General features: G+C 41.7%; 18 protein-coding genes. 7 read left to right on the forward strand and 11 right to left on the reverse strand.

Annotated features, from left to right (window positions below; genetic code table 11):
- Positions 1-2 precede the first annotated feature (2 nt).
- The 4 genes from queC to ala all read right to left on the reverse strand — a co-directional run bounded on the left by queC (position 3) and on the right by ala (position 3,110).
- Entirely contained in the window at positions 3-704 is a 702-nt protein-coding gene (queC, locus tag MBUR_RS06540) for a 7-cyano-7-deazaguanine synthase QueC (protein ID WP_011499339.1), read from the reverse strand.
- 178 nt (positions 705-882) lie between these two features.
- A complete protein-coding gene (locus MBUR_RS13835; RefSeq protein ID WP_157196667.1) occupies positions 883-1,035 on the reverse strand; it encodes a hypothetical protein in 153 nt (50 codons plus the stop codon).
- Positions 1,036-1,047: 12 nt separating this feature from the next.
- A complete protein-coding gene (locus tag MBUR_RS06545) occupies positions 1,048-1,875 on the reverse strand; it encodes a PKD domain-containing protein (RefSeq protein WP_011499340.1) in 828 nt (275 codons plus the stop codon).
- 254 nt (positions 1,876-2,129) lie between these two features.
- A complete protein-coding gene (gene ala / locus MBUR_RS06550) occupies positions 2,130-3,110 on the reverse strand; it encodes an alanine dehydrogenase (RefSeq protein ID WP_011499341.1) in 981 nt (326 codons plus the stop codon).
- A gap of 515 nt (positions 3,111-3,625) precedes the next feature.
- Between ala and MBUR_RS06555 the strand changes: the two genes are divergently transcribed.
- From MBUR_RS06555 to truD, 6 genes are all read left to right on the forward strand, one after another.
- On the forward strand, positions 3,626-3,946 hold the full coding sequence (locus tag MBUR_RS06555) for a DUF5658 family protein (protein WP_048063288.1): 321 nt from the start codon (positions 3,626-3,628) through the stop codon (positions 3,944-3,946).
- A 176-nt stretch (positions 3,947-4,122) separates the two neighbouring features.
- Positions 4,123-5,055, forward strand: coding sequence for a tetrahydromethanopterin:alpha-L-glutamate ligase (gene mptN / locus MBUR_RS06560; protein WP_011499343.1), 933 nt, complete (start codon positions 4,123-4,125; stop codon positions 5,053-5,055).
- 42 nt (positions 5,056-5,097) lie between these two features.
- Positions 5,098-5,445, forward strand: coding sequence for a peptidyl-tRNA hydrolase Pth2 (gene pth2, locus MBUR_RS06565; protein WP_011499344.1), 348 nt, complete (start codon positions 5,098-5,100; stop codon positions 5,443-5,445).
- Between the two features lie 15 nt (positions 5,446-5,460).
- Entirely contained in the window at positions 5,461-6,330 is an 870-nt protein-coding gene (locus tag MBUR_RS06570) for a hypothetical protein (RefSeq protein ID WP_048063289.1), read from the forward strand.
- Between the two features lie 22 nt (positions 6,331-6,352).
- Positions 6,353-7,294: an IS5-like element ISMbu1 family transposase gene (locus MBUR_RS06575; RefSeq protein WP_011498312.1), complete on the forward strand. Its 942-nt coding sequence runs from the start codon at positions 6,353-6,355 to the stop codon at positions 7,292-7,294.
- Positions 7,295-7,783: 489 nt separating this feature from the next.
- Complete coding sequence (gene truD / locus MBUR_RS06580) at positions 7,784-9,103, forward strand: tRNA pseudouridine(13) synthase TruD (RefSeq protein WP_011499345.1); 1,320 nt, start codon at positions 7,784-7,786, stop codon at positions 9,101-9,103.
- 73 nt (positions 9,104-9,176) lie between these two features.
- On the opposite strand, the gene pyrG is transcribed toward truD, so the two are convergent.
- From pyrG to MBUR_RS06595, 3 genes are read right to left on the reverse strand one after another with little or no spacing between them, the layout of a single operon-like run.
- Complete coding sequence (gene pyrG / locus MBUR_RS06585; RefSeq protein WP_011499346.1) at positions 9,177-10,781, reverse strand: glutamine hydrolyzing CTP synthase; 1,605 nt, start codon at positions 10,779-10,781, stop codon at positions 9,177-9,179.
- A gap of 19 nt (positions 10,782-10,800) precedes the next feature.
- Complete coding sequence (locus MBUR_RS13005) at positions 10,801-11,475, reverse strand: DUF7524 family protein (protein WP_011499347.1); 675 nt, start codon at positions 11,473-11,475, stop codon at positions 10,801-10,803.
- Between the two features lie 20 nt (positions 11,476-11,495).
- Positions 11,496-11,678 carry a methytransferase partner Trm112 gene (locus MBUR_RS06595; RefSeq protein WP_011499348.1) on the reverse strand — a complete coding sequence of 61 codons (183 nt, stop codon included), beginning with the start codon at positions 11,676-11,678 and terminating at the stop codon, positions 11,496-11,498.
- Positions 11,679-11,820: 142 nt separating this feature from the next.
- Here MBUR_RS06595 and MBUR_RS06600 point away from each other — a divergent pair, with 142 nt between their 5' ends.
- Complete coding sequence (locus tag MBUR_RS06600; protein WP_011499349.1) at positions 11,821-12,765, forward strand: nucleoside recognition domain-containing protein; 945 nt, start codon at positions 11,821-11,823, stop codon at positions 12,763-12,765.
- A gap of 44 nt (positions 12,766-12,809) precedes the next feature.
- On the opposite strand, the gene MBUR_RS06605 is transcribed toward MBUR_RS06600, so the two are convergent.
- From MBUR_RS06605 to fpoL, 4 genes are read right to left on the reverse strand one after another with little or no spacing between them, the layout of a single operon-like run.
- Positions 12,810-13,160 carry a F420H2 dehydrogenase subunit FpoO gene (locus MBUR_RS06605; protein ID WP_011499350.1) on the reverse strand — a complete coding sequence of 117 codons (351 nt, stop codon included), beginning with the start codon at positions 13,158-13,160 and terminating at the stop codon, positions 12,810-12,812.
- A gap of 14 nt (positions 13,161-13,174) precedes the next feature.
- Positions 13,175-14,617: a F(420)H(2) dehydrogenase subunit N gene (fpoN, locus tag MBUR_RS06610; protein WP_011499351.1), complete on the reverse strand. Its 1,443-nt coding sequence runs from the start codon at positions 14,615-14,617 to the stop codon at positions 13,175-13,177.
- A gap of 3 nt (positions 14,618-14,620) precedes the next feature.
- Positions 14,621-16,108 carry a F(420)H(2) dehydrogenase subunit M gene (fpoM, locus tag MBUR_RS06615; protein WP_011499352.1) on the reverse strand — a complete coding sequence of 496 codons (1,488 nt, stop codon included), beginning with the start codon at positions 16,106-16,108 and terminating at the stop codon, positions 14,621-14,623.
- Entirely contained in the window at positions 16,108-18,105 is a 1,998-nt protein-coding gene (gene fpoL, locus MBUR_RS06620) for a F420H2 dehydrogenase subunit FpoL (RefSeq protein WP_011499353.1), read from the reverse strand. The genes fpoM and fpoL overlap by 1 nt, the downstream gene beginning before the upstream one ends.
- Positions 18,106-18,107: the final 2 nt, after the last annotated feature.

Below are 18,107 nucleotides of genomic sequence, written 5' to 3' on the forward strand. Positions count from 1 at the left end.
CCTTATCTTTTAAAATCAGCTCGTTTTTTAATATGAGGGTCTTCAAACCCGGACGCGAGGAAAGCACGCTTTCTCCTCATGCAACTTTCACACACCCCACAAGGCTCTTCAGCCCCATGATAGCAACTCCAGCTATATTCAAGTGGTGCACCCAATTCCATTGCTTTGCGCACTATTGACACCTTATCCATATCGATTAGTGGTGCTAGTACTTTTACGCCGTTTGCAGTTGAATAGGAAAAACATTCATCAACTGCGTTCACGAACTCTTTGGAATTATCAGGAAATGTTTTTGCCTCTTCACCATTGAAGCCTGCGATGACATATTCACATCCATGGCTTTCAGCAAAGCTTGCTGCAATATTGATGAAAACCCCATTCCGATTAGGCACCCACACACTCTTTGCAGAATCTTCAGTAATATTATCAGGACCATCTATAAGGTCATTAATTGATAGCTCCGGAACATCGAGGTCTTTGTTCACAAGAGAAGTATTGGTTATAGAACTAAGCCAGCTCAACGTAATTATCCTGTGCTCAATCCCATAGTGTTCACAAACCATACGGGAATATTCGATCTCTTTTTTTACAGACCGTTGTCCATAATCAAATGTCAACGCCATGAAGACATCACTATTATCTAATGCAATTGCAAGGGCAGCAACAGAATCAAGGCCACTGCTTAATAATAATATGGATCTCATAGCAAAACTCCATCAGGATAAATAGCATATTGGTATTCTTCCAATAATACCCCAGTATTATTTAAAACTGCCGAGAAAAACGTTAGTAAGTGAATTTTGAGCAAAAATATAGACCGGTATCAATGAAGAAACTAAATAAAAATAAAATAAAGAGTACTAAATAAAAATAGAACAATGATCAACATACCAGTATAACTGGCTTGCTGACCCTAGAATGATCTACCATCGCAGATTCAAGGCAATGGATAGTACAATATTGCTCTTTCATGCGAGTATCATAAACGAGCATTTCGCGTCCACAATTTTTACATTTTACTTTTATAAGTTCCATATATTACCACCATCATTTCCTTCTTTGTAAAAAGAACATCAGTCCCAAGACACTTAGTATAGGAAGTGCAATTGTCGGGAATTCCGGGATCTCTTCCGGAAGATATGCATTCAACATATCGAATTTAATATCAGTTCCGTTAGAATTAGTTGCGGCCAAGGACACATTGTAAGTGCCCGGGACACCATAAACATAAACGAACTCCGATGCATTGGAATCCTCAATACCATCCTCGTTAACATCCCACGAAACATTGGCTGCATCAAGTGAAAGGTCAGTAAACTTAACGCTAAGAGGGGTCAGACCAACAGTAACATTGGAAGTAAAGTTTGCAACCGGCATGACAGGTTCGGTTTCAGGCAAATGCGCTGTAATGTAGCCAGTGATGGTCTTTGTATCGCTACCATTTGGATTTGTAGCTGTCAGAGATACATTGTAAGTTCCAGGTGTTGTGTAGATGTGGACGAACATAGCATCAGTAGAATCTATAAGGCTATCACCATCAAAGTCCCATGCCCATGAAGTAGCACCACTTGACATATCAATGAATTTAACACTAAGAGGAACATCCCCCGATGTAATATTAGAAGTGAAATCAGAAACCGGTTCCATTGAAATGACCAGAGCATCTGGAGTATAACTACCACTAGTCACCCTAAGTTGAGGACTACCATCGCCCTTGGAAGGAGAGTGATCAGACCATTCATTCAAATTGGTTTCATGATTATCATTCACCGGATTATGAGGGAGTAGGGAAGGACCATTCGTAATCGTAGTAAGACCACTCAAAAGGATAGTGATCAATAACAAGAAACCTAAAGGTTTAATAAGTGAGTTCATATGTACCACCAGCACAAGATAGAGCATTATTACTTAATATAGAGTATAAAAGTGAGTAATATATAAATATATCCATACAAGAGTATATAATGCTCATTATTATTATACTTCCTGAGTAAATGCTTCGCCAAAAAAGAGATGGGTACAACCCTTTTAATAAAAATATTAATTCAGTATATGGAAATGAGCACGCTGGGCAAAAAATATAATTTCTAAATTAGAATAACTTTTTTGTTTACATTCGCAAGATTTTGTTAAAACATTGAGAGAGAACGCCCAATTCCCTTCGATTTTGCGGCATCATAAACAAGTGTTGCTGCGGCAATATCCTGAATTGCAAGTCCGGTCGAATCAAAAACAGTAATTTCCGATTCGTTTTCCCTACCGATCTTAATCCCTGCAATGACCTCACCGATCTCAGCCCAAATATCATCAACCGTGATAATACCATTTGACAAAGGAACATTCACTTCCCCCGAATGTGATGCCTGAACAATATCATCCACAAACACTTTTGCAGAAGTAATAAGTGTTGGATCAAGCTCCTCTTTGCCCACAGCATCCGCACCAATTGCATTAATATGAGTACCCTGTTTTATCCACTCTGCTTTTACTAGCGGCTCCCTTACAGGTGTAACCGTAACAAGAATATCACAGTCACACGCATCCTTCACAGTAGAGGTCACGATTATTGTAGCATCCATTTTCTGCATCATCTCTTCCCTAAAATCATCACATCGATCTTTACTTACGTCATAGACGTTCACACGATGAAGATCAAAAATCAAAGACAATGCCAGCAACTGCGTTTTCGCCTGATTCCCCGCACCGATAATGCCTACTATATGAGAATCCTTACGTGCAAGATATTTCGCAGCAACCCCCCCGGCAGCACCAGTACGCAGATCGGTAAGATAGGTCCCATCCATCACAGCAAGAGGTTGACCGGTCTCTGTAGAGTTCAAAATGACCAGAGCCATTACCGAAGGTAACCCCTTGTCACGATTATCAGGATGAACATTGACTATTTTCACACCTGAAATATCCTGTTCTTCAAGGTATGCAGGCATTGTCCGAAGATCGCCATTGTGTTTATCAAAATACAGATAAGATTTAGGAGGCATTTGAACTTTCTTATTTCCATGTTGTTCAAATGCCTTTTCAACAGCTTCCATTGCCGAAGAAAGTCCAATAAGAGATCTTACATCATTCTGGTCTAACCATAAAATATCCATATTATATATCCCCAGTAATTAAACGTTGGTAAAAGGTATAAACTTACTGGAACTTACTTTTATTACTCAGTTTTAATCAATGAAGTTTCCTTTCACCATGCGCCCCAGGTTGGCACATACCATTTGCTTTGTGAGCTATTGCGGATACTTGATACATGAAGACTCATTCAAGATTACCAGTCTTGGAACCACATCCCGCGTACTCATTGATACTTTAAAAAGCAAATATATTAAAAAGATGTATTTTATTACTATCTTCATACGGTTTTAACCATAATATGCACAATTTGCGTATTTATATGAGTATATGTATATTTTTAGTTTTTTTGAATGTAATAAGACATAAATAGAATTTGTAACATCGTTAATTTATCCGACTAACTATTGGAGAGTGGTGTGGTTGATTACGGAATTAAAGAATTTAGAGACGAATTGAAACACTTTTGGTAGAGATTCTACTCTCGAGAATGGCAATACTATCCGTAGCCAACTGGTTCTTTCCAGGAGGCAATGCTATGAGTAAGTTATTATCTTTCTTACATGACATCAGATACGTTCTTTTGTTCTACATAGTCGGGGATATCCTGACCACATACATAGGAATAAACGGAGGACATGGGTTCGAATCGAATCCATTCCTTACATCCCTTGGCCTGACCTATCTATTGAAGCTCTTATTCCTATTCCTGTTAGGCATCCTCTACATCAGAACGGTTGAAAGACCAATCTTATGGGATTTCACAAGACACGCAGTAGTATTGATCGGAATATTTGCTACAGTGAACAATCTGATAGTAATTTATTATGGGTATTCACCCATTCAGCTGGTTATCTAATGGCAAAGGTCAAGTCTCGAATTCACCAGAATGGGAAGCTAGATTTGTAGCACTTGCTCAAAAGCTCACATTTACATTAGAGATTTGAACTTTTCGGGAATGGGTACTGAAGAACTTTGCATAAAGATCGATCACTTTGCGATATATTGATGTACTTATAAAAGAGATTAATTTTAATGAAGCATATTGGAATCATCATCACGGACCGGAACGACCCCACTGCCCAGGCATTCCAAAATGCTTGCGTATCTAACAATATAAAGCCCCACATGATTGACCTGCGGGAAAAGAAAGTCATCATTGGAGAAAGCCTGAGCTTACAGATCGCAGACAGGGACCTTCAACAATTGGATGTGATAATAGTAAGGGATGTTGGAGCAGGAGGATTTGATGGAGTTTCATTCCGCTTCGATGTACTAAGGCAATTGGAACAGGAAGGTGTGCCGATAATAAATTCACCGGTATCGATACAGAATGCTGCCAATAAATATTATGCATCCAGCCTTATGGCAAAAGCAGGACTGCCCATACCAAAAACAATGGTAGTTCAGGATACAGGAAATGCATTGAATATCCTTGACAGGATGGAAGATGCTGTAATTAAGCCTATTTTTGGATATAAGGGGAAAGATATTGTTCGAATAAAGGACGGCACGATAATCAACAATGATGGAACAACAAATGACTCCGAACTGGAAGGGACGATAGATGCGATCCTTGAGCAAAGGGGAATGCTCTACATACAGGAATATATTGCCAATCCGGGAAGGGACATACGTGCATTCGTAGTCAATGGAAAAGTAATAGCAGCAATATACAGGACTGCACCAGAAGGTGCATGGATCAATAATCTGAGCCAGGGTGGCAATGAATCACGTTGCGAGCTGTCCTCGTATCAGATAGAACTTTGCATAAAGGCTTCAAGGTCAGTAGGTACATACTTTGCAGGGGTCGATCTGATAGAGGAACTGAATGGAAGCAATAATGGTAACGGTGACAAAAGCTTGATACTGGAGATAAATGCTACACCTTCTGTGGCAGGTATTTATAAAGCATGGGGAATTAATGCTGCAAAATATATAATCAAGAATATTAGCAGCGACTTATAATAATGGAAATAACATATTCATTATTGACTGGAGAACTTTTTGATGGTAGAATATAAACAGTGTATCATTATCAGGGATGACCTGAAACTTTCGAAGGGAAAGCTTGCAGTGCAAGTAGCTCATGCTGCTGTATCTGCTGCAGAGTGGGCAAGCCGATCAGACCTTGAGAACTGGAAAGAAGGTGGACAAAAGAAAGTGGTCTTGCGTGTCGAGAAACTTCAGGACCTTTTTGAACTTAAAGAAAAAGCAAGACGCGAAGGACTATCTACCGCACTGATAACGGATGCCGGACTTACTGAGATAGCTCCTGGAACAGTTACCGTTTTGGGTATTGGTCCTGCAAGAGCAGACTACATCGACAAGGTCACAGGTAACCTTAAACTTGTATAAGATAGGGGCTATATAATGGGATATGACAGGTCATTTATGACGTCATTGGCTACTATAATAGTAGTTATAATTGTTGTATTGCTCCTGACATCCACTTCGGACATCGGTATTGCAGGTGTAAAGGATTTGTCTATCAACAATTATTTTTCAGGCAATAGCAAAGATATTCTGAAAAATGGTGAACTGACAATCCCAAATGTTTTAGAGGAACACAAGCCACCAATCGAGACCAAACCGCATACCAGTTCAACATTTTCACCGGGTTACGCAATCTCTACTTCTTACCAGCATGCCGGACTTTACAAAGGAACTGGCGGAGTAGTGGACATCGCAATCAAGAATGTTGGAGATACTACTCTTTTCATATACAGATACGGTATAGAAACCTATGGCGGAAGTTTCAGAAATTATGATACCGGATACACCATTTATCCGGGAGAAGAAAAACATATAGGGTTCGTTTGTATAGATGTCCCATCAAATACGGATATCGTTGAAGTGAAGATCGGGCTGGGAATTCTCGCCAAAGGAAGCTCCGGTAACTGGTACGATTACGGAACGGAATTCTTCGAAGAGATAGAAATAGATACCGACCCCATACCAACAGGTAATGAGATAGAATACTTTTACAATACAGAACCATTCTTTACAGCTACCAATGACAAGATCGACCCACGCAACGAAGACGTTCGGGCAGTTGCTGCATCCGCGATTGCCATGTATCCGGGAGAATATAATATTTACCAGCTCTATACTTTGTTCGATCATGTAAAGAACGATATAAAATACATGAGCGATCCAAGGGGAACTGATTACTGGGCAACTCCAAATGAAACTCTTAAAGAGAATTCCGATAAACCCCTCAAACAGAAGCAATATTTATAACCTATTACAATAATTTTGTATTATGTCCTTAACAAACTTTGCTTTTAAAGAAGAGTACAAACGTCTTGAAAATCTCGGTGACAAGCTCTCTGAAATTGAATCTCTCATCGATTGGAAACCATTTCGTCCAATTATAGCAGAGATGTATATCAATAAAACAGAGTTCGGTGGCAGACCAAACGTTGATGAAATCGTCATGCTCAAAATGTTAGTATTGCAACAATGGCATGGCCTATCTGACCCTGAACTTGAAAGACAAGCTACTGATAGAATTTCCTTTAGGAAATTCTTGGGCTTTCCTGCAAAAATTCCAGATCATACTACTGTTTGGGCATTTAGAGAACGAATTTCCCAGGCAGGAAAAGAAGATGAAATCTGGAATGAAATGCAAAGACAACTTAATAAGAAAGGTCTGAAGATCAAGCAAGGTATGATTCAGGATGCAACATTTATACATGCTGATCCAGGACATGCAAATCTTGATACTCCTCGTGGAAATGAAGCAAAGACCAGAAGATGTAAGGACGGTACATGGACAAAAAAGGCATCTAAGTCACATTTTGGATATAAACTACATACCATTGAAGATACCGAATATGATCTGATAAGGAGATATAGGACAACTACTGCCTCAGTTCATGATAGTCAGGTGGATCTTTCTGAAGAAGGCGAAGTTGTTTACAGAGATAGAGGTTACTTTGGTGCAATTTCAAAAGGATATGATGCAACTATGCAAAGGGGAGTACGAGGGCACCCTATTGGTATTAGGGATAAGATGAGAAACAAAAGAATAAGCAGGAAAAGAGCAAAGGGAGAAAGACCTTATGCTGTTATCAAAAATGTGTTTACGTCAGGATTTGTAAGAGTAACAACGTTGGCAAGAGTAAATGTCAAAATGGCGATTACAGCATTCAGCTATAATCTCTATCAATTGAGGACAATAAGAAGAAAATCATTAGGATGAATAGCGGTAGCTATTCAAAAAAGTTGGAAAGTATATAAATAGATACTAGCAAACTGCTGGAAATAGAGAGAAAAGCTCAAAATTTTAGCTGGAAATATTTGCTTTGAAAAAAATCAGCAGTTAATCGCAATTCTCTAAAGTAAAAGCTGGTGATTGTGATGATTCAGCGATCCTGCTTTCATCCCTTATCGAGGCCATTGGAGGTACAAGCCGGTTATATATCACCGACACCCATGTCTTTGCTACTGCATACATAGGAAAAGGTGAAGAAACCTCAAAGATAATCAGTGCTCTGAAAGACCATTATGGTTGCGTACCTGTATATTATACGACCGATGAATATGGCTCATGGCTCATAATGGATACTACATCAGGCCTTTATGCAGGTGGTCTTTCTGCGGACGCTGCACCTTCCGCAAATGGTTGGAAGTTCACTGATACTGAAGAAGTAATTGTCATCGACATAGTCCCCAAATGAAGGAGAGACATATGAATAACGTTCCAAATGTAGAAAAACAGATAGGAATTGACCTATACACAACTAAAACTCCAGGCATTGGAGGCAAACTGCGCCAACAGACCGAGGACTTCGGAGTAATAGAGATTACGAACAGGGAAGAAGGTACCGAAGGTAAATATCTGATATTAGAACTTACAAAGCGTAACTGGGAAACCCACCACCTCATCAGGGACCTGACACGAATATTAAGGATAAGCCAGAAACGTGTTGGGTTTGCAGGTACCAAAGATAAGAGAGCTGTGACCACACAGAAGATCAGTATATATGACATGGAAGAGGAAGCTCTGCAAAATGTCCATCTTAAAGATACCGAGTTAAAGATACTTGGCCGATCAAATAAAAGTTTGGAACTTGGAGATCTCACCGGAAATGAGTTCATCATCACGGTAAGAGATATTGACCTTGATGAAAAGGAGCTTGAGAGCAGACTTTCCCAGACCACTGCGTCCATTAAAGAACAAGGTGGCGTACCTAACTTTTTCGGAATACAGCGATTCGGAGCATTAAGGCCCATTACCCATGTGGTCGGAGAATCAATTGTAAGAAATGATATTGAAAAAGCAGCAATGGCATATATTGCAGCTTCATACCCCGATGAACCCGAAGATACGCAGGAAGTACGCAACCGCGTGTTCGAAACAAAGGACTATATCGAAGGACTGAAGGGATATCCCCTGCAATTAAGGTATGAACGTGCCATGATGCACCACCTTGTATCCAAGCCTGAAGACTATGCAGGTTCTTTTGAGACACTTCCAGCAAACATCAGGAAGATGTTTGTCCATGCTTACCAGTCGTACATATATAACACAATAATATGTAGCAGGATAAAGAAAGGATTACCTTTGAACCGTGCTGTCGTGGGAGATATCGTCTGTTTTAAGAACAAGGCGGGATTGCCGGACAAATCTCGAAATGAAAGGGTCACTGAAGACAATATCGATGGCATGAACAATCTTGTCAAAAGGAACAGGGCCTTTGTTACAGCACCTCTTGTCGGATATAGCTCAGAACTTGCATCTGGAGTTCCGGGAGAGATAGAGAGAGAGGTCATCGAGGAATTGAACGTACCTATCGAAGGCTTTAAGGTACCTTCTATGGAAGAGCTGAGTTCAAAGGGATTAAGGAGAGAAATATTGCTATCAACTGATCCGAAATACTTCATCGAAGAAGATGAGCTCAACGAAGGTAAGTACAGAGTGACACTTGATTTCAGCTTGCCAAAGGGCAGTTATGCTACAACGATACTGAGAGAATATATGAAGGTCGAACCTTTAAAGATGAGCTGATCAGACTGAAATAAAATTGCAGCACATACCAAAATGCGCCATAAATAAAGAAAAATGAAAGGAAGAAAGGCCGTTATTGATCTTTCTTTTCTTTGCTCTTTTTAAGCATTGCACCCATAAATGCTTTGAATGGTGGGGAAGGCCTACCAGGCCGGGATTTGAACTCCGGGTGGAATTGGGATGCGAAGTAGAAGTCTTTTGAAGGAACTTCTGCAATTTCCATCCTGTTCTTGTTCTTTCCAGAAAAGATCATCCCATGTTCTTCTATACGGTCCACATAATTGGGATTTACTTCATACCTATGCCTGTGACGCTCAGTAATGAGAGAAGCACCATATATGGATTCAGCAAGAGAACCTGCCTTAAGAGTGGCTTCATAATCACCAAGACGCATTGTGGCTCCCATATCCACTACATCCTCCTGTTCAGGCAACAGATCGATTACCGGATATGGAGTATTCTCATCGAACTCGCTGCTGTTTGCGCCATCCAGTCCAACGACATTCCTTGCAAACTCTATGACAGCAAGCTGCATACCAAGGCAAAGTCCAAGATATGGGATATTGTTCTCACGGGCATATTTGATTGCGAGCATCTTTCCCTCGGTCCCACGCTCACCAAATCCTCCAGGAACAAGAATTCCATCAAAACCATTCAATTTTTCGACCTCACTTGGATCGTCATCGAATGATTCAGCATCGAACCAGGTTATTTCGAACTTACAACCAATTTCGATAGCACCATGTTTGAGTGATTCCACGATACTGATGTACGAATCTTCAAGGTGTGTATATTTACCTACAATTGCCACATTCACATTACCTGTGCAATTGTTCATCCTTATGACCATTTCTTCCCAGTTGGTATCCTCAAGCGTGGATTTGAGAATGAGCTTCTTTAACAGATAATTGCTCAGACCCTCATTTTCAAGCTGGAGTGGCACTTCATAAATGTCTGCGGAGTCATGCGCACTAATGACCGCCTCGACAGGTACGTCACAGAAAAGAGCGATCTTGGAACGGGTACTTTCCATAAGTGCTTTCTTGCATCTTGAGACAATTACATGCGGTGTCAGGCCCAATTCCCTTAATTCTTTGACAGAATGTTGCGTTGGCTTTGTTTTTTGATCGCCCTGAGAGTCAATAGGGACCAATGTCACGTGGAGCAATGCGATGTTCTCAGGAGATTCCTCCCTGTACATTTGCCTTACTGCCTCAAGGAAAGGCATGCTTTCGATATCACCAACAGTTCCACCAACTTCAATAAGACAGACATCAGCACCACTTTTTGCCGCGATCCTGCGAATGCGATCTTTGATCTCGTTGGTTATATGAGGGATGATCTGTACGGTCTTACCCAGATATTCACCTTTACGTTCCTTGTCAATGACCGTCTGATAGATCTTGCCGGTAGTTAGGTTGTGATCCCTTGTGAGTTCAGTATCAAGGAACCTTTCATAATTACCAAGATCAAGATCTACCTCGCCCCCATCTTTAAGGACATAGACCTCACCATGCTGGTAAGGACTCATGGTGCCTGCATCAATATTGATGTAAGGATCAATCTTTATCGCTGTTACCTTATAACCTTTGTTTTTCAGATTCCTGCCGACTGAAGCCGTTGTGATCCCTTTTCCAAGACCACTCATGACACCGCCGGTAACTATGATATATTTCATATGGACTCAACTACCTCAATTAATTTTTCAACTTTGAAAGTTTGGTGAACATATAGGCCACCAGTGAAGTGAACAATATAGATATTACTATAGCAGTGTAAAAACTGAGATTGATACTGTAATTCATATCAACTGAAGATAATGAACGTATCACCATATAGATAAGAGCTACGATGGCAACGAAAGACAATAAAATTATGAGATGTTTTGTACCGATCGTCTGGCCAATGGATGAATACATTGCAGAGAGACCATCTGAGAACTGCCTCCCGAACCCATTTATATTTTGCATGGGGTTTACCGGAGATGGTGATGAGAGACTTTCATCGATATCAATCGCTACAGGACCAGTATCGGATTCGGAATTACCGATCCTCACGGAAAAGCTTTCAGTCTTTGAACCATAACCAACCGTAATAGATACTGTACCTTTGTTCACCAAGCGACCATCAAAAGGGATCCTTGCGATGACCGGAATATATTCTTCGTGTGAAACATAAGGATTGTCTTCGAGAAATGTCAGGTTACCATAGATATCATCACTGGCAGATAAATGAACATGCGTTGGAGACCCATAATTTATTAATACGATCTCAAAACTCTGTTCCCCACCGGGAGACAAGGGTATATCCAATACCTCTGTTTCAAATTCAATGGAATTAACACCAAGACGGTTTATGTGTACCTGTTGCAAGAATTCAACCTCAGTTTATGTTATTCCCGCAATTCCGGAGGAAGCATATTAGGAATGCCATCCGTGATCGGGAAATATTCATTACATTTTGAACAATAAAGAGTTCCTGAAATAATCTCTTTTTCATCCTCTTTGGTAATATTCAGAACAAGGTCACCTTTGCATATCGGGCATGCCAGAATATCCATGAGATCTTTCTTCATTTAATTTCACCAGACAAAAAAGCATTACAATTCATATCAAGGTTTTGGTTTTAACTTGTCCTTTATGGAAATAACTGATACATCTGCTTAGAAGAAAAAATTGTAGATAAACTTAATTTACATCTTCTATAATCATACATACATGTTCGATCTGTTCACAAGGGTTTTCGATTTTGCACTCCCCGTCATCATTACAATTTTTATTGGCCTTTTCGGCACAGGAATTCTAATTGAAATGGGGATCATGCAAAAGCTTTCCCGGTTCACAGAACCCATTTTTAAGCATACCCATCTCCCACAGTCATGTGCATCCGCATTCATGGTATCCCTGGGATCAACTGTCGCTGCAAATAGTATGGTAGTGAAAGTAAAGGACGAGGGGTTTATTGATGATCGTGAAATGATGTTATGTGCTATTTTGAACAGTACACCAGCTTATATAAGAGAGATATTGACCTACCAGATCCCGATAGTCCTTCCTGCACTTGGGCCCATTGTGGGTGGATTCTATGTGATGGTATTCATTATCAGTGCGTTGGTGAAAGTTAGTGTGGTCATAATCCTGAGCAGGATCTGGTTCAAAGAACATAACGGTGCATTACCAGAACCCGAAAAGATAGAGAGACCAAAATTAAGAGAGGCTATTCGAAAAGCATTCAATAGACAAAAGAGGCTTTTCACTAAAATAGCCATTATTTACATTACGATGACCACGCTTGTCTTCGCTTTGAGGGAAAGAGGTGCTTTCGAGACATTCAACGTACTGCCACTGGCAGATATATTTGGAATCCCGGCAGAGAGCATAATTCCCCTTACGACCTATGTGGCAAGCCCGATCATTGGAATATCGTTACTGGGACCATTAATAAGTGACGGAGGGATAACATATCTTCAGGCAATGATAGTGCTCATGCTTGGAAGTATGTTCATGCTACCCATACTAAGCATCAGGTCGATCCTCCCACGTTATGTATCCATATTCGGACCTAAGGTCGGTTTTAGGATCGTGGCGTTCTCCACAGGAATGAGCATGACGATAAGGTTCGTTATATTGATAATACTATTATCGATAGCGAAAATGCAATGAGGTTAAAAAAAGAAATAAAAGAAAGGTCAGTATAGTACTGACCTTCAGTGATGTTCACCACACAGTTCATCCTTTTTCTCAAAGGACTCACTGGTTTCTTCAAGGCATTTCAGGCATATCTTTCTTGTTTTGACAATAGACCTTTTTGAAAATGAGGGGACGTTTACCCCTACATCTTGCAACTGGGTCTTTGTGCCACAAAGATCACATTTACCAAATGTGCCTGCAGCCACTTTTTCACTAGATTCGTCATAGGCCTTTTTAGCAGCAGCCAGACAGCCGCCACAAAGACCTTTCCATACACCTTCGGGGTAGGATAGCTCAAACCTTGGTGAGAATACCCTTACAGGACATACGGTTGGAATCGATACTCCGCAAAGATCACAATCTGCCATATCTTATTCCTCCATTAGATCAATACACTTGCGGCTTCCATTGCCATGTTTACGAAAGGTTCCGGCCAGATACCTATTACCAATACACCTGCAACTGCAAGAAGCAGTGCAATGACGTATGGAAGTGGTTCTGAGACCCGATCTCCATCAGTTGGTTTTGCATACATGTACCTGACAACCCTTGCATAGTAGTACAGTGAAAGTGCGCTGTTAAGAATAGCGATCACTGCAAGCCATACAAGACCTGATTGGATAGTTGATGAGAACAAGATGAACTTGCTCATGTAACCTGCTGTTGGCGGGATACCGGACAGTGCGAATACGAACACGGTCATACTGAGAGCAGTTATTGGCATTCTTCTGCCAAGACCCTTGAAGTTGTCAAGATGGTCAGCATTTAGAATGTCCTTGTTCTCTGATGTTACCATGTAAACCACAGCTGCTGTTGCAATGAAAGCTCCTGCTTTCATGAAACCGTGTGACAATGCATAGAGGATACCACCAGTTAATGCCATAGGGGTCATGACCACAAATGCCATTGTGATGTATCCTGCCTGTGCAAGAGACGAGTAAGCAAGCATGCGTTTTACACTTGTCTGGGACAGAGCAACGATGTTACCATAGGTCATTGTCAGAACTGCGAGTATCGCAAAAGCGATCTGCCAGTCTGCCTGAAGTGCAATGAGAGCTCCTATGAACACTTTGAATGCTGCGATGATACCCATCTTCTTGGAACCTGCGGCCAGAAGTGCAGACACAAGGGAAGGTGCTCCCTGATAGGTATCAGGTGCCCACATGTGGAATGGAACAAGAGCAATCTTGAAACCGAATCCTGCGATCAGGAGTACAAGGGAAAGAATACCCATTGGACTGTTGAGCAGAAGATCGATGTTCTGAGCAATTCCTTCAATGTTTGTAGTGCCTGTTGCACCATAGACATATCCGATACCAAGCAACAACAGAGCAGCTGAAAGGGAACCGATGATGAAGTACTTCATTGAAGCTTCAATGGAAGCAGGGTTCTTTTTCTCGAAACCTGCAAGAGCATAGGTTGCAAGACTTGCTAGTTCGAATGCAACGAACAGGACCATGAGGTCATTCGCAGATGCTACCATCATCATACCGATGGTCGCGAAGAGCACCAGTACATAGTATTCATCTGCATGGTCGTTGCCATCAGTGTATTTTACGGATGCAATACACACAAGGGTCGTAACTGTAAGGAACACTATCTTAAAGAACTGCGATAGTGCATCAATGCTCAGTGAATTAGAGAACATCACTGCAGTAGTACCAAAGCTGCTGATGGTCAGCAGCATGGCAACGAGACAACCAAGTGTTGCTATGTATCCGACTATTTTCTTAGACTGGGCTGACAGGAAAAGACCTGCCAAAAGCACGATCAAACCTGTTACCAGGATTGTGATCTCAGGTGCAAGTAACATTAGATCCACCATTGCTTAGACCCCCATTACAGCCATCAGGCTGACAATATGTTCTGAATTTGTTATCATCATATCCAGCACCGGACTTGGGTTCAATCCAAAGTACAGTACGAGAAGGGCAATGATCCCCATGGAGAACGTCTGGAAGGACGAAATATCCACGATGTCACCAAGCTTTTCATTGAAAGGACCAAACATTGCCCTTTGCAATGCCCACAGGTGATATGCTGCTGTAATTACAATAGCCAGCAGAGCGATTATCACGTAAATAGGCACGTTAATGAAACTGAATGTCAACACGAGGAACTCTGCGATGAAACCGGTCAATCCCGGCAATCCAAGTGAAGCCATGAAACCAAGTACCATGATCACTGTGAGCTTAGGCATCCTCTGTGCAAGACCACCGAGATTATTGATGATACTTGTACCAGTTTTGGTCTGTATCACACCACATGACATGAACATAATGCTCATGATCAAACCGTGTGAGAACTGCTGGAACATTGCACCGGATATTGAAAGGCTCACAAGACCTGCACAACCAAGGGTTACGTATCCCATATGGCTGATACTGGAATATGCGATCATTCTCTTAAGGTCCTTCTGCGCAAGTGCAAGGAATGCACCGTAAATAATACTTATTGCACCAAGGGCTCCCATGATAGTTATCATCAGGCTTGGTGTTGCTGTGAATGGCAACATTGGAAGCATTACTCTGAACAGACCATATCCACCGATCTTGAGCAATATAAAGAGCACACTGCCTGCGGTAGGTGCTTCAGAATATGCATCCGGTAACCAGGAATGGAATGGTACTACAGGTGTCTTCACAATGAAACCGAACAATAGTGCAAGGAATATTAAATCCCTAGCGATCTCGGATTCCAGGAACTGGAACTGGCTTATCAGATAAGTCATGTCCATGTTTGGAACTCCGCTAAGAGACCATGCGTTAAAGTAGAGTCCAAATATACCCAAAAGCATCACGAGAGATGCTACGTGAGTGTAGATGAAGAACTTGATCGCTGCATGTTTCTTGTTAGCTCCTCCCCATATATTGACCATGAAGAACAATGGTACGAGGGTAAGCTCCCAGAATACGTAGAACAGGAAGAAGTCCAGTGATATGAAAACACCGATGACTGCGCCCTGCATTGCAAGTATCAGAGCATAGAACCTGTTAGGTGCTGCTCTGACATCATTCCAAGTGTAGATGATCAACAGTGGAATGACTATTGCATTGAGCAATATAAGTGGCATGGATACACCGTCAACACCAAGATGGTATGTGATACCAAGTGAAGGGATCCAGTTAGCCGCTTCTTCGAACTGCATTGCTGCAGATGTACTATCAAAAGAGAAGTACATGTACATTGTCAGGACCAGGGTAAGAAGAGTACCCACTAATGCGGATAACCTTGCCTGCTCCTTTGTTTTTGTAAAGAATGTTACGGCTGAGAACAAAATCGGGATCAGCACGATCAAAGATAATATTGGTAACATTAGAAGACCTCCGTGATAAGCTTGACCAATATTACCAGTAGTCCGACTCCTGCAACAACGGCTGCTGCATAATCCTGTATAACTCCGGTTTGGAATTTCTTGAGGGAGTCTCCTGCCTCAATAAGGAAGGTACTGGTTCCGTTGACAAGCCAATCCAGCATCTTGTCTGAATAGAAGCTTGCAAGTGCAAGACCTTCATAAATGATCTTTACGGAAAAGATCTCAACAAATATCTGATGCTGATAATATCTGTTATAGAGCAACTTGTAAACAGGATTTTCACTTGATACGATCCTGCTCATGTCAATGACCCTCTTGTTGTAGATCAGATAAGCGATCACAAGACCTGCAACTGCCACAATCAGAGGCATCCAGAGGATAAGAAGTGGTTCGTGCCCATGAGCTCCAAGATGATAGCCACCGAGTTGTGCAAGTGCATTCATATCAAGATGTTCAAAGTTCGATTCAATGAACGTCATGAACTTACCTCTGGAAAGTGCACCGAAGATCACTGCAAATACTGCAAGGATCGCCAGTGGGATCGTCATGGATGATGGAGACTCGTGTCCACCATAGTCACTCCTTGGTTTTCCTGTAAAGGTCATGAAGATCAACCTGAAGATATACAGGGATGTGAGGAATGCTGCGGTTATAGCGAATAGGTATGGCATCCAATTGCCGGTCTCTGTTGCGAACACGTATGCATATTCGATTATCGGGTCTTTACTGAGGAAACCACTGAAACCAATGCTGGTGCCAGGAATACCAAACCCTGCTAATGCAAGTGCTGCTGCGGTCATTGTAGCGAATGTAATTGGCATGACCTTACGGACACCACCAAGCTGTCTCATGTCGTGCGTACCTACAGCGTGAATAACACTTCCTGCACAGAGGAAGAGCAATGCCTTGAAGAATGCATGGTTGATGAGGTGGAACATTGAAACTCCAACAGCCTCTGCACCAATAACTGCACCAAGACCAAGACCAAGCACCATGTAACCAAGCTGGCTGATAGTCGAGTAAGCAAGCACTCTTTTAAGATCGTTCATCACAATTCCCATTGTAGCTGCGAACAAAGCAGTGAACGCTCCAAGTATTGCAACGACAATCAAGGTACTAGGTGCTGCAAGGAACATTGGGAATGTACGTGCTACAAGGTAAACACCTGCTGTAACCATTGTTGCTGCGTGGATAAGTGCTGAAACGGTCGTTGGACCTTCCATTGCATCAGGAAGCCACACATGTAGTGGGAACTGACCTGATTTACCAACTGCACCACCGAAGAACAACAGTGTTACAATTGTCAAATGGCTTACTTCCATACCAAGGACCGTTGAGTTGATCGCAACGAGGTCAGGTATGAATTTGAATATCTCTTCGAACTGCAGGAGATAGACACCTTCTGGAAGCTTGCCTTCGAGTATTGCGAATATGTCTGCGAAAAGCAGAACAATACCTGCAAGGAACATGACATCTCCGATCCTGGTGGTCAAAAACGCCTTCTTTGCTGCTGAAGCAGCTCCAGGCTTGTGGAACCAGAATCCGATAAGCAGGTATGAGCTAAGACCAACAAGTTCCCAGCAAACGAACAGCTGAAGAATGTTGTCTGAAAGGACCAGACCAAGCATAGCTGCTGTGAAGAGTGCGGTCTCTGCAAAGTAACGTGGCTTTGCAGGGTCATGTGACATGTAACCCACGGCATAGATGTGGATGAGCAAGCTCACAAAAGTGACCATTAAAAGCATTACTGCTGCAAGCGGATCGATCAATATTCCGAGATTGAGTATTGCAAACCAGTGAACAGATTGTGTTACAACATGTTCGGGGTTAGCCAACAGCCCTGCTGTGATAGCAAGAGAGATCACACAGGATATCGCTATTGCAATGATCGGAATAATTGCACCACCGGATGGTAACTTCTTTCCAAGGAAGAAAGTCAGCACAAAGGCGAGTGCAGGGAGTAGTGGTATTAAAAATGCAAGATTTTCCATTGCCATTT

The organism is Methanococcoides burtonii DSM 6242 (assembly GCF_000013725.1).
Lineage (GTDB): Archaea > Halobacteriota > Methanosarcinia > Methanosarcinales > Methanosarcinaceae > Methanococcoides > Methanococcoides burtonii.

Coding starts and splice junctions, on each gene's coding strand:
- queC (WP_011499339.1), bottom strand. CDS start 704: ATGAGATCCATATTATTATTAAGCAGTGGCCTTGATTCTGTTGCTGCC.
- MBUR_RS13835 (WP_157196667.1), bottom strand. CDS start 1,035: ATGGAACTTATAAAAGTAAAATGTAAAAATTGTGGACGCGAAATGCTC.
- MBUR_RS06545 (WP_011499340.1), bottom strand. CDS start 1,875: ATGAACTCACTTATTAAACCTTTAGGTTTCTTGTTATTGATCACTATC.
- ala (WP_011499341.1), bottom strand. CDS start 3,110: ATGGATATTTTATGGTTAGACCAGAATGATGTAAGATCTCTTATTGGA.
- MBUR_RS06555 (WP_048063288.1), top strand. CDS start 3,626: ATGAGTAAGTTATTATCTTTCTTACATGACATCAGATACGTTCTTTTG.
- mptN (WP_011499343.1), top strand. CDS start 4,123: ATGAAGCATATTGGAATCATCATCACGGACCGGAACGACCCCACTGCC.
- pth2 (WP_011499344.1), top strand. CDS start 5,098: ATGGTAGAATATAAACAGTGTATCATTATCAGGGATGACCTGAAACTT.
- MBUR_RS06570 (WP_048063289.1), top strand. CDS start 5,461: ATGGGATATGACAGGTCATTTATGACGTCATTGGCTACTATAATAGTA.
- MBUR_RS06575 (WP_011498312.1), top strand. CDS start 6,353: ATGTCCTTAACAAACTTTGCTTTTAAAGAAGAGTACAAACGTCTTGAA.
- truD (WP_011499345.1), top strand. CDS start 7,784: ATGAATAACGTTCCAAATGTAGAAAAACAGATAGGAATTGACCTATAC.
- pyrG (WP_011499346.1), bottom strand. CDS start 10,781: ATGAAATATATCATAGTTACCGGCGGTGTCATGAGTGGTCTTGGAAAA.
- MBUR_RS06595 (WP_011499348.1), bottom strand. CDS start 11,678: ATGAAGAAAGATCTCATGGATATTCTGGCATGCCCGATATGCAAAGGT.
- MBUR_RS06600 (WP_011499349.1), top strand. CDS start 11,821: ATGTTCGATCTGTTCACAAGGGTTTTCGATTTTGCACTCCCCGTCATC.
- MBUR_RS06605 (WP_011499350.1), bottom strand. CDS start 13,160: ATGGCAGATTGTGATCTTTGCGGAGTATCGATTCCAACCGTATGTCCT.
- fpoN (WP_011499351.1), bottom strand. CDS start 14,617: ATGGTGGATCTAATGTTACTTGCACCTGAGATCACAATCCTGGTAACA.
- fpoM (WP_011499352.1), bottom strand. CDS start 16,108: ATGTTACCAATATTATCTTTGATCGTGCTGATCCCGATTTTGTTCTCA.
- fpoL (WP_011499353.1), bottom strand. CDS start 18,105: ATGGCAATGGAAAATCTTGCATTTTTAATACCACTACTCCCTGCACTC.